The sequence below is a fragment of the Pseudoxanthomonas sp. OG2 genome (genome assembly GCF_014192765.1).
In the GTDB taxonomy this organism is placed as follows: domain Bacteria; phylum Pseudomonadota; class Gammaproteobacteria; order Xanthomonadales; family Xanthomonadaceae; genus Pseudoxanthomonas_A; species Pseudoxanthomonas_A beigongshangi.
Map to the genome: position 1 here is coordinate 1753781 of NZ_JACHYM010000001.1, position 16131 is coordinate 1769911.

Below are 16131 nucleotides of genomic sequence, written 5' to 3' on the forward strand. Positions count from 1 at the left end.
CACCGACCCGCCGCGACCGCCGCATGAAGATTCGTCTGGGAACCATCGAAATCGGCCTGGCCCGCTACCTGGCCCTGTGGCTGCCGGTGACTTTTGTATTCATCGTGCAGGGCATCATTGACGACCTCGCCTCCGGCCACCTGTGGGCGCTCACGGATTACGTGCGCTGGTCGGTCATCGTCTGGTACATCTGGGCCGCGCTGGCGCCGTGGGTGTTCCGCCTGGCCGAACGCCACCCCGTGCAGCCGCCGTATCGCGCCGGGCCATTGCTCTTCCATCTGTTCGCGGCCAGCGGCTTGACCTTCCTGTCGATGGTGGCGGGTGCCTTCATCTCCACCTTCTTCGAACCCAGTTCCTTCGGCGAGCAGCTCGCCCAGTTCTTCACCAAATACATCACCATCGGCGTGGTGACCTATTGCGCGCTGGTGGCCATCCAGCATTCGTTGCGCTTCCAGGCCGAGAAGGCCCGCCGCGAACTGGAGGCCAGCCAGCTGGCCACCGAACTGGCGCAGTCGCGCCTGCAGGTGCTGAAGACCCAGTTGCAGCCGCACTTCCTGTTCAACACGCTGCACGCCATCGTCACCCTGCTGGACGAGGACAAGGTCAGCGCCGAGGACATGCTGCTGCGGCTGAGCGATCTGCTGCGCGCGTTCCTGGAGGACTACGACGGCCAGGAGATCACCCTGCGGCGCGAGCTGGCGCTGCTGGATCTGTACCTGGGCATCCAGCGCAAGCGCTACGGCGATCGCCTCGCCACCCAGATCTACATCGCCCCGGACCTGCTCGACTGCGCGGTGCCCAGCCTGCTGCTGCAACCGATCGTGGAGAACGCCATCCGCCACGGCATCGGCCAGCGCGTGGGCGGCGACCGCATCGAGATCGAAGCGCGGCGCGAGGGCGAACACCTGCTGCTGGAAGTACGCAACGGCAACAGCGTGCTGGAAGAAGGCGGCAGTCCGGGCGGCCACGGCATCGGCCTGTCCAATACCCGCCTGCGCCTGCGCGAGCTGTACGGCGAGGGCGCCGACCTGCGCCTGGACATGACCTGGCCGCAGGGCGTGGCCTGTCGCATCCGCCTGCCCTACCGGTTGCTGGAAGAACTGGACGACGTGCCGGAGCATGTGCCGGCATGAGCATCGGCGTGCTGGTGGTCGACGACGAGCCGATCGCACGCCATGCGATCGTCCGCCACCTGCGCGCGGATTCGGACATCGAGCTGCTGGGTGAATACGGCGACGGCGCGTCGGCGCTGGCGGCGATCCGTTCGCAGTCGCCGGATCTGGTGTTCCTGGACATCCAGATGCCGGCGATGACCGGTATCGAGGTGGTCGACGCGATCGGTCAGGCGCGGATGCCGGCGATGGTGTTCGTCACCGCCTACGAGCAGTACGCGGTCAAGGCCTTCGAGGCCAACGCGGTGGACTACCTGGTCAAGCCGTTCAGCCGCGAGCGCTTCGCGGCGACGCTCGCGCGCGCCAAGGATCGGCTTTCGGCCGATCGCGGTCCGCACGGCGGCGAATCCCGGCGCATCCTGCAGGCGCTGGAGGATCTGCGCCAGCGCGATGCCTGGCTGCAGCGGATTCCGGTGCGCGTGGACGAGCACGTGGTGCTGGTGCCGGTGGATGACATCGTCTGGATCAAGGCCAACCGCAACACGGTGGAACTGCACCTGGCCGATCGTGTGCATGAGCTGCGCGAAACCATGGCGGCGCTGGCCGAGCGCCTGGACCCGCGCCACTTCGCCCGCATCCACCGCTCGGCGATCATCAACGTGCGCCGGGTCAAGGCCATCCATCCCTGGTTCAACGGCCACCACGTGGTCACCCTGGACACCGGCCAGGAACTGCGCATGAGCCGCTACCAGCACGAGGCCTTCCTGCGGCTGGTGACCACGCGCCAGGCGGAGCGCTAGGCGCGGGCAGGAGCGGCCTCCGGCCGCGAGCTCTTGGCGGGGTGGGTACCGTTTGCGCGAGAAGCTCGCGCCGGGGACGGCGCTCCCACCGACGGGGATGCGGCCATCGCGCTGTCTTCGATGACGAACACATCGACGGCTTCGGCCAGGCCCTGCGCCTGCTGCTCCATGCTGCGGGCGGCGGCGGAGGCTTCCTCGACCAGGGCGGCGTTCTGCTGGGTGGTCTCGTCCATCTGGGTGATGGTCTGGTTGACCTGCTCGATGCCGGCGGACTGTTCCTGCGAGGCAGCGGCAATCTCGGCCATGATGTCGGTGACCCGCTGGACCGAGGCGACGATTTCACCCATGGTCGCGCCGGCCTGGTTGACCAGGGCCGAGCCGGTGGCCACCTGGTCCACCGAGGCTTCAATCAGCCCCTTGATTTCCTTGGCCGCGTTGGCCGAGCGCTGGGCCAGGGTGCGTACCTCCGAGGCCACCACCGCAAAGCCCCGGCCCTGTTCGCCGGCGCGGGCCGCTTCCACGGCCGCGTTCAGGGCCAGAATGTTGGTCTGGAAGGCGATGCCGTCGATGACGGCGATGATTTCGGCAATCTTGCGCGAGGCCGCTTCGATGTCGCGCATGGTGGTGACGACCTGGCCGACGACGTTGCCGCCTTGCGAAGCCACCGAGGCGGCGCCGATGGCGAGCTGATTGGCCTGGCGGGCGGAGTCGGCGTTCTGGCGCACGGTGGAGGTCAGTTCCTCCATGGAGGCGGCGGTTTCTTCCAGGTTGGCGGCCTGCTGCTCGGTGCGGCGGGACAAATCCGCATTTCCCGAAGCAATCTCGCCGGCGGCGGTGTTGATGGCGGTGGAGGCGTCTTGAATCCGGCTGACGATGTCGGTGAGCTGGGCGACGGTGGCGTTGGCGTCATCGCGCATGCGGGCGAACACGCCGTGGAAATCCCCTTCCATCCGCACCGTCAGGTCGCCCTGCGAGAGCGCGGACAACACGTATTGGAGTTTGGACAGATTGCCCTGCAGGACCTCGAACAGCGCGTTGATGCTGCGCGCCAACGGTTGCAGGTAGCCCTGCTTGCCGGACACCTCGATGCGGCCCGCGAGGTCGCCCTCCGCGGCCGCGCGCAGCAGCGCGGTGATCTCGCGCTCCACCATCTTCTCCATCGCCAGGCTCTTCCATTCCAGGGTGGCACCCATCCGTTCCCCGTCGATCCGGATCGGGCTGGCGACCAGCAGATAGTCTTGCTCGCCCAGCGTGAGGGTCTGTTCGAAACCCGCCTCCTCGTCCTGGATGCGTCGCGCCGTCGGCGCCAGCGTGTCATCCAGCTTTTCCAGCGGCAGGCCGTCAGGCGCCGCGATGCCGTGATCCGCCAGCGCCTCGCGCAGGCCGTGGTTGGCGAAAGCGACCGTGCCGTCGGCGGCGAGCACCATCAATCCCGCATGCGCGTGGTCCATCGCCTGGCGGATGCGCGCGTTCTCGCGGGCCGCCGCGCGCTCGCCGGCGATGCGTTCGCGCAGGCGGGCCTGCATGTGCGCCAGCGACGTCATCAGCTGGCCGATTTCGTCATGCGGATTGTCGACCCGCACGACCGTGTCGAGGCGGTCGTCGGCGATGGCGCCCGCCACTTCGGCGGCTTCGGCCAGGGGCCGGCGCACCGCCCGCAGCACTGCCCACAACACGCCACCCAACACCAGGGCGACGCCGGCGAGTGTCACCACGAACAACACCGCCATGCCGAACCGTTGCGAGCGCTGCTGGCGCGCCGCGACGGCCAGCCCGCGTTCGCGGGCCTGCTCCAGATCCGCCAGCGCCGGCGCGATGGCGGCGGCGGTGTCTTCCAGCGACGAGACTTCCACGTCCAGTCCGACCCGCGCGGCGGTATACGCCAGCAGTGCCGCCTGGTAAGCCTCCGCCTGCTGGCGAAGCTCGTCGCGCCGAACCTCGTCGATGCGGCTCGCCGACAGCGCCAGTTCGAACGGCAGCTTCTCCTCGCTGACCCGGTCCGCCAATGCGGAATCGCCGCTGCGAAGGAACTCGCTCTCGAAACGGCGCATCCGCTGCATCGGGGCGTCCAGCGCCACGACCTGCTCGACCTGCACCGCCTCTTCCAGCGCCTGGCCGGAACCGCGCAAGGTCGCGGACAGGCTGGCGTCGCCCTGTCCCATCTCGTCCACCCGTGCGTTCAGCGCATCGATGCCGGCGGCGAACTCGTCGATGCGGCCGGCCGCCGCGTCCAGCAGTTTCCTGTCCGCCGCGCCGGCCGGATGCTTGCGCAGTCGTTCCAGATCGCGACGCAAACGCTGCTGCGCCTGCCGCAGGGCATCGCGATCGGCGTCATCCAGGCGGGTCGCATAGACCGTCTGCAATCGCCGGGTCTGCTCGACCTGGCGCTCCAGCGCGGCGAGCAGCGCACCGTAGCCCTGTTGCGCCTGGAAGCTGGCGGCGGCGCGCGCCTGTCCGGTGCTGGCGTGCCAGTACGACAGCGCGATCAGCGACAATCCCGCGCCGGCCACCCATGCGCACAGGCGCAGCTTGCCGGCTATCGTCATCCGCCCCAGCCACCGTGTCAGCGCGGCGTGGGTGTCGCGGAAGGAAAGGCGTCGGGGAAACGGGCGCTTCCAGGAGAAAGGCAGGCGGAAGGCGGTCGGCATGGCGGACTCCGGGCAGAATTCCGCATCGGTATCGGCCGGTTCCTTCTGGACTTTAATGCCGGTTTTCAGGCCGTTTGCGCAGTGCATCGGCGGCAACGATGTTGTACCCGGTGTGTGCGACACCGCGATGACGTCGCGTGATCACCGCCATGTCGAAGCGCCACTTGCAGATGACGGAACGTCATCAGCCGCGTCGCGGAACTGTCATGAAGGCGCGCTAGGTTCGCGGCCCCATGTGCACACCCGATTCCGCCGTCTCGTCTGATCCGCTGCTGGATACGGTCCTGCGTGGCCGCGAACTGCTGGCGGCGTTCCAGCCGGTGGTGCGATTGGAGGACAACAAGGTGGTCGCGCACGAGGGGCTGATGCGCATCGCCGGCCGCGCCTGCTCGCCGCTGGAGCTGCTGGATCGCGCGCGCGCCGCCGGCCGCCTGGGCGAACTGGAGACCGTCGCCGCCGGCACGCTGGCGCGCAGCTTCGACTTCGATCGCGGCGGCCGCCTGCTGGTCAACCTGAGCGCCCACGCGATCCTGCAGGGCGCGCTGCGCCCGCAGCAGGTCATCGAGGTGCTGCTGTCGGCCGGCCGCGACCTGGGCCGCTTCGTCATCGAGATCACCGAACGCGACATCGTCGAGGACGTCGGCCGGCTGGCCGACGCGCTGGGCTACCTGCGCGCGGCCGGCATCCGCATCGCCCTGGACGACTTCGGCAATGGCCATTCCAACTTCGAGCTCTGGCACGAGTTGTCGCCGGAGTACGTCAAGCTCGACCGCTACCTGATCCACCACATCGCCGACAGCCCGGGTCGGCTGAGCATCGTCCGCTCGCTGGTGCAGGTGGCCGAAAGCCTGGGCGCCGAACTGGTCGCCGAAGGTGTCGAACGCCTGCAGGACCTGGCGATCATCAAGGATCTCGGCATCCCCTACGCGCAGGGCTACCTGCTGGGGCGCCCGGCCAGCGAGGTGGCGCTGGCGGTGCCGGCGGAAGTCCGCGAGGCGCGTTTCGAGAAATTGCCGGTGTGGCCGCGCGCGCGGCGCGCCTCCGATTTCCGCGGGGTCACCGCCGCGCACCTGCTGATCGATGCGCCGTCGCTGACCGACGAGGCAAGCAACTTCGATGCGGAACAGCTGTTCCGCAATCATCCCGATTTGCCGTCGCTGCCGGTGGTGGACGCCGATGGCCAGCCACTGGGCCTGATCAACCGGCGGGTATTCAATGAACGCATGGCGGTGCCGTTCGCACGCGAGCTCAACGGCCGAAAATCCTGCGTACTGCTGATGCACGCCGCGCCGATCGTCTGCGACGTCGGCCAGAGCATCGACGCGATGTCGGAAATCCTGCTGGGCGAGGATCAGCGCTACCTGTCGGATGGCTTCATCATCACCCGCGACGGTCGCTACCTGGGCGTGGGCACCGGCGAAGCACTGGTGCGACGGGTGACCGAACTGCGCATCGAGGCTGCGCGCTACGCCAATCCGCTGACCCTGCTGCCCGGCAATATCCCCATCTCCGAGCATATCGGCCGCCTGCTCGAAACCGGTCGCTCCTTCGTCGCGGCCTACTGCGATCTCAACAGCTTCAAGCCGTACAACGACCAGTACGGCTACTTCCGCGGCGACCGCATGATCCGGCTGGTCGCCTCCACCCTGCTCAAGCACGTGCAGCCGAGCATGGATTTCGTCGGCCATGTCGGCGGCGACGATTTCGTGGTGCTGCTGCAGAGCGAGGACTGGGAGCGGCGCTGCCGCGACATCATCGCCGACTTCAACGCCGCCTCGCGGGCGCTGTTCGACGAACCGGACCTGGCGCGTGGCGTGCTGGAAAGCGAAGACCGCAGCGGCCGCTACACCACCTTCCCGCTGACCACCCTGACCATCGGCGTGGTCCAGGTGGACCCGGCCCGCTACGACAGCGCCGAGCAGGTCGCCTCCGACGCCGCTGCCGCCAAACGGCATGCCAAGCGGCACGGCCTGGGCCTGCACGGCGTGGCAACCGCGGAACCGGTCACGGAATAGGATCGCCGGCGCCGACTGTCACACAATCAGAACGCGGCCTTCGTATAGTCCGCCGCATGGAGACCTTGGCCGAAATCCGGATTGCTCTGGATGCCGCCAGCGACCGGCTGGCGCGTGGCCTCGTGCGCCAACCCGCGCAGGAATTCCTGGACGACCTGTGGACCCGCGTCTATGCCGGCGCGCCGGTGGACCTGCAACCCTACGTCTGGTCGCGCCTGGTCGAACTCGGCGCCGGCCTGATGCTGCCGGCGGACCAGAGCAGCCGCTTCCCGCCGCCAGCGAGCCACTACCGCCTCTGATCGCTGTTCAGGCCGGCAGGGCCTGCGGTCGCTCGCCGGGACAATAGCCGCGAAGATAATCCATGTGCGCGGGCAGCTGGCGCACGGTGGCGTCCACGCCTTCCCGGATCTCGCGCATGAAGCGGGCCAGTTCGGCTTCGCCCATCACGTCGGCCAGCGGGTGATGGCGCTTCGGGACGATGCCTTGCCCGGTCATCACCTGGATCCAGGAATTCTCCGCGAACAGCTCCGTCGGCACGTGGTAGACATTGCCCGTCTCCCGGAACAGATCGATCCGCCGCTGCAGCGACGGCGGCAGCTCCATCGTCCCGACCGTGCGCCAATAGGGCGTGTCCCGGCGCCGGGTCGCATGGTAGTGCAGGACGACGAAATCCCGGACGTGCTGCAGTTCCGCGTCCAGGCGCGCGTTGTAGTCGTCGATGGCTTCCTGGGTGATCACATGCGGAAACGCATGCAGCAGGCGCAGGATGCCTCGCTGGATCAGATGGATGGTGGTGGATTCCAGCGGTTCGATGAAGCTGCCCGCAAGCCCCAGCGCCACGCAGTTCCGGCTCCAGCACTTGTGCCGCTGGCCAGGCCGGAACCGCACCGGCCAAGGCTGCTTGATGATCTCGCCTTCCAGGCTGGACAGGAACTCCTCGCGCGCCTCGTCGTCGCCGATGAAGCGGCTGGAGTACACGATGCCGTTGCCTACCCGGTGCTGCAGTGGAATCCGCCATTGCCAGCCCGCCTTGCCGGCGATCGCGCGCGTGTACGGCACCGCGTCGCGCACGGCGGCGGTCTGGGTGGCGAGTGCACTGTCATTGAGCAGCCAGTGCGACCAGTCAGTGAATCCCACGTTGAGCGCCTTGCCGATCAGCAACGCGCGAAAGCCCGTGCAGTCCAGGAACAAGTCGCCCTCGATCACGTCGCCATTTTCCAGGCGCAACGCGGCGATGCAGCCCGACGTCTCATCGACCTGCACGTCCGCGATCTTGCCTTCCACCCTGCGGACCCCGTAGCCCTCGCTGAAGCGGCGCAGGAAGCGTGCATACAGGCTGGCGTCCAGGTGATAGGCGTAGTTCATCTGGTAGCGCGGCAGGTGCGCGAACCGGTCCTCCAGCGCCGCCTTCAATTCGATGCAGTAATCGTCGTAGCTCCCCGCCAGCCCCAGCGCATGGGCACGCATCCAGAAGTGGTGGAAGTTCGCCATCCAGTGGTCGCGTCCGGTGACGCCGAACGAGTGGATGTAGCGATGCCCGACCTCGCGCCAGCCTTCGAAGGAGATGCCGAGCTTGATCGTGCCCTGGGTGGCGGCCATGAACTCCTGCTCGTTGATCTCCAGCAGGCGATGGAAGGTCACGAGGGTGGGAATGGTGGCTTCGCCGACGCCCACCGTCCCGATCTCCTCCGATTCCACCAGGGTGATGTCCAGTACCCTGCCCAGCATCCGTGACAGTGCCGCCGCCGCCATCCAGCCCGCCGTGCCGCCGCCGGCAATGACCACGCGCCTGACGGTTTTTCCGTTGATGCCTTCGGCCTGCGCCATGATGTCTCCTCAGCGGTTGAGTCTTTTCAGCAGGCGTGCGCGCAACTCGCGCGCCCGGTTCTCGTCCATCGGCCCGAGCACGCGGCGGGCGGCTTCCGGCATGTGCCCGGCGGTGGCTTCGCCGGGCAGGAACACGTAGTGATCGAACACGTCTCGCCAGATGGCACGCTGTTCCGGCGGAAGATCGCGCACCGTCATCAGCGCCAGCATCAGCGCGTTCATCGGCGTGTCCATCCAGGCCGGCGATTGCCGCCACCAGTAGTTGACCAGCACATTGAAAGGTTCCAGTCCCTCCATGTGGTGCCACCACATCGACGGAATCAGCACCGCGTCGCCGGGCGCCAGTTCGGCCACCCGCGCGTGTTTCCACGCCTCTGCGAAGCGCGGGTGGCGTTCCAGATCGGGCGCGGCGAAATCGACCAGACTGATCGGCTGCCCCGCCGGGGTGAAATCGAGGGGTCCCACGTACAGGTTCGCGAGCTGATCCGGCGGGAACAGGGTGACGCGCCGCCGGCCGGCGACGACGCAGGCCAGGTTGTCAGGCACGTCCTGGTGCGCGGCGATGCGGGTCCGGTTGCCGATCCAGATGCTTGCCAGCGCCTCGCGCTCGCCGAGCCAAAGATCGTTGTGTTCGCGGAATCCGGGCAGCCACGTATCGAGGGTGGTGGAGGCGACGTAGATGGCCGGCGGCGCCGGGTCCGGCAGGTATTTGCGCAGCGTGTCCAGCGCCACGCCCAGCGGCACCTTTTCCTGCCTGAAATTGAATCCCTGCAGATCCGCGTCATAGAAGAATCGGCCGCGGATGTCCGGAGGCCCGACCGTCGCCACCACCGGCGGCGCGCCGGGACTCTCGAAGCCCTTCAGGTACGCGATCGCCTCCTCCGTCGAGCGCCGCGCTGCCTGGACCATCGGCCAATGGGCAACCAGTCCGCGCAGGATCATCGGCCGGGACGAGCCCGGCAGCCGTGCCGGCAATGCCTGCGGGTCGACGTCGTTGACCTCCTCGATGGGTTCAGCGGCAGGCAGCATGACGGCCATTGAGCCTGGCGATGAGGTCGCGAAAATTGGAGAGCGAGGCAATCGCCATGTAGATCGCTTCCAGGTGGCCGGCGGCATGCAGGCTGGCCAGCACCCCGGCGTCCAGCGCTTTCAGGCGTTCCTCGTGGATCGTGTGGAAGCCCGCCAGCCGGCATGGCGTACCGTCGTCCAGGGAGATATCGAGTACGAAGGATTCCAGCAGGCCGTGCGCCAGCAATGCGGCCGACAGCACCGGGTTGGCGGCAAGCCCGTCGTGCAACGCCAGCAACACGGAGTTGATCCGCTCCAGGTAGTCGCTGGTTCCGCCATGTTCGCGGAACACGGCCTCTCCCGAATGCCCGCCAACGCGAGGGTGATCCAGATCCACATGGATGAGCAGTTCCCCGCCCGAGGCGCCGATCAGGAAAGGCTGCCGCTCCACCGACAGCGGAAGATAGGGTGCCTGCCAGTCGTCCCCTTCCAGGAACAGGTTCTGCCCCGGCTGGAACCCGAACAGCGCCACCGGCTGGAAGCTACCGTCCTGCAGGCGCTGGAACACGATCGGATAGTGCGGCTGGATGGCGCGGAACTCGGCCGGGAAGATCGGCGCCAGCATGACCGCGTCGCCCAGCGCCTCGCCGCGGCGGACGTCGATACGCAGATCGCGGTGATCGATGTTGTTGAGCAGGGCGTGTCGGGGCATTGCGGGAACCATGCTGTCCGGGCTGGCCCATGATAGGCCGGACCCGCGCGTTGGCGGTGGCCCGGCCTTTCATGGGCCTGGTTTCAGAACTTGTAGCGCAGCCCGAACATGTAGCGTGGTCCGTTCTGGGTGACCCACAGCGCCTGGTTCACGTGCCGCCCATGGACGCGCTGGGTTTCGTCGGTCAGGTTGATGCCTTCCAGGCTCAGGCTCAGGCGGTCGTTGAACTGGTAGCTGATGTTGGCGTCCAGTTGCCCGTAGGGCTCGGTGTAGTTCGGATTGGGCCCCTGGCCATCGAAGCGGCTCGACAGGAACCTGTCGCGCCAGTTGTACGCCAGTCGTATCTGCCACTTGTCCTTGTCGTAGAACCCGACCACGTTGAAGGAATCGCTAAGACCTTCCAGCGCGAACTGTTCGCCGAGATTGTAGTTGTCGTAGGTCAGGCTCGAATTGACGATGGTGTAGTTGGCGGCGATGCCGAATCCGGTGTCCTCGATCATGTGCTGGACGTTGAATTCCCAGCCATCCAGCGACGCCGATTTCTGGTTGGCCGGCACCGTGATGTCGAAACTGGCAACCGGATCCCCCGGCTGACCGACGATGGTTCCGGTCTCCTCGCCGTTGCTGTTGGTGCCGGTATGGGTCACCCCGGGGTCGCCATCATGATTGCGGAAGATGTAGTTGCGGATGCATACCATGTCGGTGGCCGGGCAGCCGGCATCGATCGCATTGTTCCAGTAGGTGCCGCCCACCGGCGTATGCAGCCCGAAGGAGGTATCCGCGACCTGGGTGGTGCCGATGTAGTTGTCGATGTTCTTGCGGAAGTAGCCCACCGACACGAAGCTTGCCTCGTCGTAGTACCACTCGAACGAGACGTCGAAGTTGTCCGACACGAGCGGCTTGAGCGCCGGGTTGCCCTGGCTGCCATCGCCACCGTCCACGCGCACGATGTTGGCGATGGTCTTGCCGCCCTGGATCTGCTCCCAGCCGGGCCGGCCGATGGTCCGGCCGTAGCTGGCACGCAGGACCATGTTGTCGCTCAGGTCCGCGCGCAGATCGAGATTGGGCAGCCAGTAGGCGTAGTCGCCTTCCAGCTGGGTGAAGCCGGCCTCGCCGTAGTTCACCACCATCTCGTTGGCGGAGAGCCAGGTGATGGTCTGTCCGATCGGCACCAGCGCGGTGGATTCCACGTCGGTCTTTTCGTAGCGGACCCCGACCGCGGCGTGGATGGGCACCTTCCAGTCCCAGGTCGTGGTCCACTGCAGGAACGCGCTCTTTGACTTTTCCGTCGTGCGCATGTCGCGGGTGAACTCGTCCGGTGCCACGTAGCAGGTCGGGCATGCCGGATTGTTCTCGTCGCCGACCTGCGCCGCGCGCTGGCGCAGGCGTTCGAAGTCGAACACCAGGAACCGGCTGCTCCAGCGGGGGTCGCTGTGGTTGTCGAAGCTGCTGAAGTAACGCGACATGTCGTCCGCGTACCAGATGTCGTCGTCGTAGTCGCCGGGCTGGCCCACGCCGCCCCAGGTATCGCGCTGCATGTACCCGTAGGCTGTCCGGTTCTGCACTTCGGTCGAAGCCACGCCGAAATCCAGCCCGGAGTAGTCGCCGAACTTGAAGCGACCCTTGACCTGACCCTGTTCAACTTCCGATTTGGTATAGCTGTTGTGGAAGACCGAACCGGTCACCAGCGCGCGCGAGGGCTCCACCCCACCATTGGGGAACTCCATGTGCACGATCGGCAACGGACGGCTGTAGTCGACGGTGGTGGTGCCGCGCACGAAGGCCGCCGCGGCCAGCACGCCGGCCGATCCATAGGGGCTGTCCGGCATCGTCTCGGCGGTGGAGTCGTGATAGTCGAATTCGAGGTTCAGCGCGTCGTTGACTTCCCACTCGACGTTGAAGCCAAGCGACTTGTTCTCGCTCTTGGTGGCGAACTGTGCTCCGCCCATGGCCACGTCCGCCGTCCCCGAGGTGAACTCCGAGTAGGAGGTCGGCGCCGATACCGGACCATCGGTCCAGGTGCTCTCGCCCGGCTGATAGTTGAACCAGACCGAAAGCTCGCTGCGCTGCTGCTGGATCTTGTTTTCCGAATAGGTGTAGTCCAGCGTCGTGGTCACCCGGTCGGTGGGAGCCCATTGCAGGACGAGCTGGCCGTTGGTGCGCTGGCGCTGCACGCCGTTGACGCTGTAGCCGGTGTTCTGCGGCCGCGAATAGACGTCGTTGGGTCCCGGCCGGTTGGTGATGAGCTCGGAGTTGGGTTCGCCCGGTTGCGGCAACCGGTTCCAGCTGGTGGTGTCATCGCCACGGAACTTGGCCCAGCCGTTGGCGACCGACGCCTGGCTGAAACCGAAATCACGCTCCTGGTAGCTGGCCGACAAAGCCACGCCGAACTTTCCGTCGGCGAAGGTGTTGCTGAAGATGCCCGAGATTTCCGGGGTGACCGACTCGCCCTTGAAGGTGCGGGGCAGATTGTCCACCGTGGTGTCGTTGACGGCCTTGAGTCCGACACTGGCGACCAATCCGGGATTGTCGAGCGGGCGTGCGGTCTTGATGTTGATGGTCGCGCCGATGCCGCCGCTGGGCGTGTCCGAGCGCGCCGTCTTGTAGACCTCGATGGCGCTGATCGCTTCGGAGGCCAGATTGGCGAAATCGAAGGCGCGCGAATTGGAAACACCCGCACCGCCGGTCCCCAGCAAGCCGCCCGGCATCTGCCTGCCGTTCAACAACACGAGGTTGAAGTCCGGTCCGACGCCGCGCACGGTGACCTTGGAACCCTCGCCGAGCGAGCGATCGATGGACACGCCGCTGATCCGCTGCAGGGATTCTGCAAGGTTGGTGTCGGGGAACTTGCCGATGTCCTCGGCAACGATACCGTCGATCACGCCCTGTGAATCACGCTTCAGGTTCATCGACGACATGAAACTGCCACGGATACCGGTGACCGTGACGGTATCGAGAGTGGTTGGGTCAGCCTGCGGCGGCGTGCCCTGCGCATTCCCCTCGTTCTGCGCGCTTTCCTGCGACCAGGCCGGACTGGCCAATGCCAGCAACAGTGCCGACGTCAGGAGTTTCTTCTTCGGAACGAACTGCACCTGCTTCATGGATCTTCCTCCCCGGAAATTCACGAACTGCACGACGCGCGTTTGCTCAAGCGATAGCTGTCACCTCTGCTGGCGCCGAATTGGACGCCCGATTGACAGCGTTGTCAACTTTCGTGTCATTTTTGCTTTTTGTTGTTGAAAAACACTTGTTTTCAGCCTTTTCCGTCATTTGTGCAATGCAGCTGAAATCGTTTTCCAGTCATTGGGCCAGCAATATTCTTCTACTGAAATTCGTTTCATTTTTTTCTATACACGTGTACATAAACACGCGGGAAGAACGACTCGCGTGTGGCACGCCGCGCTGTTTTATCTGGCGTAGACACTCACTTGTCCGCCGATGTCCTGCGCATGTCCGATATGGACTTGATCGGACAACGGACCTAGCGTGCGCGCGGCGGGTGCCCCGTCGACTCGCGGAACAGCACTTCGTGCTCCACATGCACCATCCGCCCAGCATCGGGGGAGCGGATCCTCGCCAACAGTTCCATCATCGCCATTCGCCCCATCTCGGAAGTCGGTTGACGCACCGTGGTCAGGGCGGGATGGATATGTCGCGCGATAGGCGTGTCGTCGAATCCGCAGATGGAAAGGTCGGCGGGCACACGAAGTCCGCGCAGGGAAGCAACACGGATACAACCCGCCGCCATGTCGTCGTTGGCCGCGAAGATGGCCGTGGGCGGGTGTGCCATGTCCAGCAGGCGATGTGCGGCTTCGATGCCCGATTCGAAGGAGAACCTTCCCTGCACGACCAGGCCTGGCTCTTCGTCGATGCCCGCCGCTTTGAGCGCCTGCCTGTAGCCGCGGTAGCGCCAGAGGCAGGCCCCATGCGCGGGCGGTCCCTTGATGTGCCCGATCCGGTGGTGCCCCAGCGCGATCAGGCCGCGAACCAACTCGATGACCGCCGCGGTCTCGTCCATCATCACGCCGATTCGCCCCGTCGAATGCCTCGGCGCGATGCAGGCGAAAGGAACCTCATGTTCTTCGAGGTATTCCAGCACCGTCGCGTCGTCGGTCAGGGGAGGAATCAGCACCACGCCATCCGGCGCGAAATGCTCGAAAACGGCCCTGAGGTCCGCTGCCTTCCGCAGGCGTGGCGCGCCGACCGGTGCCAGCACCAGGTTGTAGTGACTGGCGCGGCATGCCTCCAGCATTCCGCCCTGCACTTCCATCAGGTAATTGCGCGAAGGGTTGTTGTAGACCAGCGCCACCGTGTATGAGCGCTGGCCGGCCAGGCTGCGTGCCGAGAGGTTCGGCCGGTATTGCAGCGCCTCCACGGCCTGCATCACCCGCTGGCGCGTTTCCTCGCGCACGTTGGGTTCATGGTTCAGCACCCGGGAGACGGTCTTCATGGACACACCCGCCGCCGCCGCCACGTCCTCGATTCGACTGCGCATTCTTCATCCGCCCCCGTCGCGACGCCGCAACCAATGACCGCACATTCGGACGCCGCACCTGGCAGCCGCTGTCCCGACGCGGTGCGTCGAATGGCGGCATGGTTTAGCAGTCACATGACAGCGCTGTCAACCCATGTCCGGATCTGCCGCGTGTCCAGCGTGTGTCGCCGGACATCGATGCGTTTGGCGAGCCGTCGGTGCGTGGGCGCGGTCCAGACGGATGCCCCCGGCCCGTGATTTCACTGCGATGCGGCGACCCGGAATGGGAAGTTCGCGTATGCGGCATGCCCCCGCCCGTCATGCACCTCCACGAACAGCCGATAGTTGCCGGCGACCACGGGCGCCTGGAAGGAGATGCCTCCACGGCCATCCTCCTCCCCTTTGAACGCTACCGCGGGCGGCACGGCTTCCGCATCGCCCCCCACGGTGGTGGCCCTGCTCTCTTCGCGGATCCGCCAGCGGAACGTCAACCGGTCGGCATCCGGATCCTCGCTGGTGGTCCGGGCGGTGACGCGTTGTCCGGGCAGCAAGACCAGACTGCTTTCCGCTTGCTTCCCGTCGATGGCAATCGGGGTGATTGATGGCGCGCGATTTCGTGGCCATTGGCCGGTCCACAGGTATTGCATCGTATCGACGCCCGGGGTGCTTTCCCCACTCGCCAGAAACAGGCCGTACCAGGTGGGCGTTCGCTCCTGCTTGTCGCCCCAGAGAAACACGTAGGAACCCAACCCCTGGCGGGTATCGCGCGCGATCACGCGCTGGTAGCGCTCCTGGAGCCATGCCGCCTTCCGCGACGCATCGCCCTCGATGGGCGCGCCCCAATCGGTCTGCGGGCTTTCCCAATGCCCGGTCGGTCCCCACTCGGTGACGACGTAAGGCCCCGTCCAGCGGCTGCGTTCCAGCTTCGCAGGAAGATCCACGATATCTCCGTACAGCTGGATCCCGACCAGGTCCAGGGCTGGCGCGCGCGTCCTGATCAGCTCCATCAAATCCGGGTCGAATCCCGCCAGCGTGGTCATCACCGGATGATGGGGATCCTCGCGATGGATCATGACCGCCAGGTCGTTGACGGCGTTCCATACCCGCGGATCGCGGGATTCGAGGTTCAGTTCGTTGCCGACCACCCACATCAGCACCGCGGGATGATTCCGGTAGAGACGTACCTCCTCGCGGACGCGCTTCCACTGCCTTTCCACGGCCGCCGAGTCGCCGTAATCGAAACCGTGGCGTTCCCGCGCGACTTCGATGCCCATCGCGACCATCAGGCCATTGCGCCGCGCCCGATCCAGCATGCCGGCCACCCTGGCTCGATCCGTACCGGTGCTCCAGGTCCGGAAGGAGTTTCCACCGCGCGCCGCGAGTTCTTCCTGGTTGCCATCCGCCAGTCCCGCGCCACGGATCAGGAACGGATGACCGTCCACGGTGAGCCGATAACCGTCCGGCCCCTCGCTGATCTGGACGTGTGCAGGTATCGCCGGGTCCTCGGATGCCAGCGCCACTAGCGGAACCAGACA

At 66.2% G+C, this 16131-nt stretch carries 10 protein-coding genes and 1 pseudogene; 4 read left to right on the plus strand and 7 right to left on the minus strand.

Going from position 1 to position 16131, the window contains the following annotated elements; translation table 11 throughout:
* Positions 1-23 precede the first annotated feature (23 nt).
* Both FHW78_RS08255 and FHW78_RS08260 read left to right on the plus strand, forming a co-directional pair.
* Complete coding sequence (locus tag FHW78_RS08255; RefSeq protein ID WP_183639435.1) at positions 24-1133, plus strand: histidine kinase; 1110 nt, start codon at positions 24-26, stop codon at positions 1131-1133.
* Complete coding sequence (locus FHW78_RS08260; RefSeq protein WP_183639436.1) at positions 1130-1912, plus strand: LytTR family DNA-binding domain-containing protein; 783 nt, start codon at positions 1130-1132, stop codon at positions 1910-1912. Before FHW78_RS08255 ends, FHW78_RS08260 begins: the two co-directional genes overlap by 4 nt.
* Here FHW78_RS08260 and FHW78_RS08265 read toward each other — a convergent pair.
* Complete coding sequence (locus FHW78_RS08265; RefSeq protein WP_255443163.1) at positions 1909-4560, minus strand: methyl-accepting chemotaxis protein; 2652 nt, start codon at positions 4558-4560, stop codon at positions 1909-1911. The two genes, FHW78_RS08260 and FHW78_RS08265, sit on opposite strands and share 4 nt — an antisense overlap.
* A gap of 233 nt (positions 4561-4793) precedes the next feature.
* On the opposite strand from FHW78_RS08265, the gene FHW78_RS08270 reads away from it, so the two are divergent.
* The gene (locus FHW78_RS08270) at positions 4794-6575 is read left to right on the plus strand and encodes an EAL domain-containing protein (RefSeq protein ID WP_183639437.1); all 1782 of its coding nucleotides are present in this window, start codon (positions 4794-4796) and stop codon (positions 6573-6575) included.
* Between the two features lie 56 nt (positions 6576-6631).
* Positions 6632-6874, plus strand: coding sequence for a hypothetical protein (locus tag FHW78_RS08275; RefSeq protein WP_183639438.1), 243 nt, complete (start codon positions 6632-6634; stop codon positions 6872-6874).
* A gap of 7 nt (positions 6875-6881) precedes the next feature.
* Here the strand turns inward: FHW78_RS08275 and FHW78_RS08280 are convergent, their stop codons facing one another.
* The 6 genes and pseudogenes from FHW78_RS08280 to FHW78_RS08305 form a co-directional block, all read right to left on the minus strand.
* Positions 6882-8402 (minus strand): tryptophan halogenase family protein, encoded by a 1521-nt coding sequence (locus FHW78_RS08280; protein WP_183639439.1) that lies wholly within the window; start codon positions 8400-8402, stop codon positions 6882-6884.
* Between the two features lie 9 nt (positions 8403-8411).
* Positions 8412-9428 carry a cupin-like domain-containing protein gene (locus FHW78_RS08285; protein WP_183641257.1) on the minus strand — a complete coding sequence of 339 codons (1017 nt, stop codon included), beginning with the start codon at positions 9426-9428 and terminating at the stop codon, positions 8412-8414.
* Complete coding sequence (locus FHW78_RS08290; protein WP_183639440.1) at positions 9415-10122, minus strand: SapC family protein; 708 nt, start codon at positions 10120-10122, stop codon at positions 9415-9417. The genes FHW78_RS08285 and FHW78_RS08290 overlap by 14 nt, the downstream gene beginning before the upstream one ends.
* 83 nt (positions 10123-10205) lie before the next feature.
* Positions 10206-13223 (minus strand): TonB-dependent receptor, encoded by a 3018-nt coding sequence (locus FHW78_RS08295; protein ID WP_183639441.1) that lies wholly within the window; start codon positions 13221-13223, stop codon positions 10206-10208.
* Positions 13224-13603: 380 nt separating this feature from the next.
* A complete protein-coding gene (locus FHW78_RS08300; protein WP_183639442.1) occupies positions 13604-14617 on the minus strand; it encodes a LacI family DNA-binding transcriptional regulator in 1014 nt (337 codons plus the stop codon).
* 239 nt (positions 14618-14856) lie between these two features.
* Positions 14857-16083 (minus strand): annotated as a pseudogene (locus FHW78_RS08305) (glycoside hydrolase family 2 TIM barrel-domain containing protein); the annotation flags it as partial.
* Positions 16084-16131 lie beyond the last annotated feature (48 nt).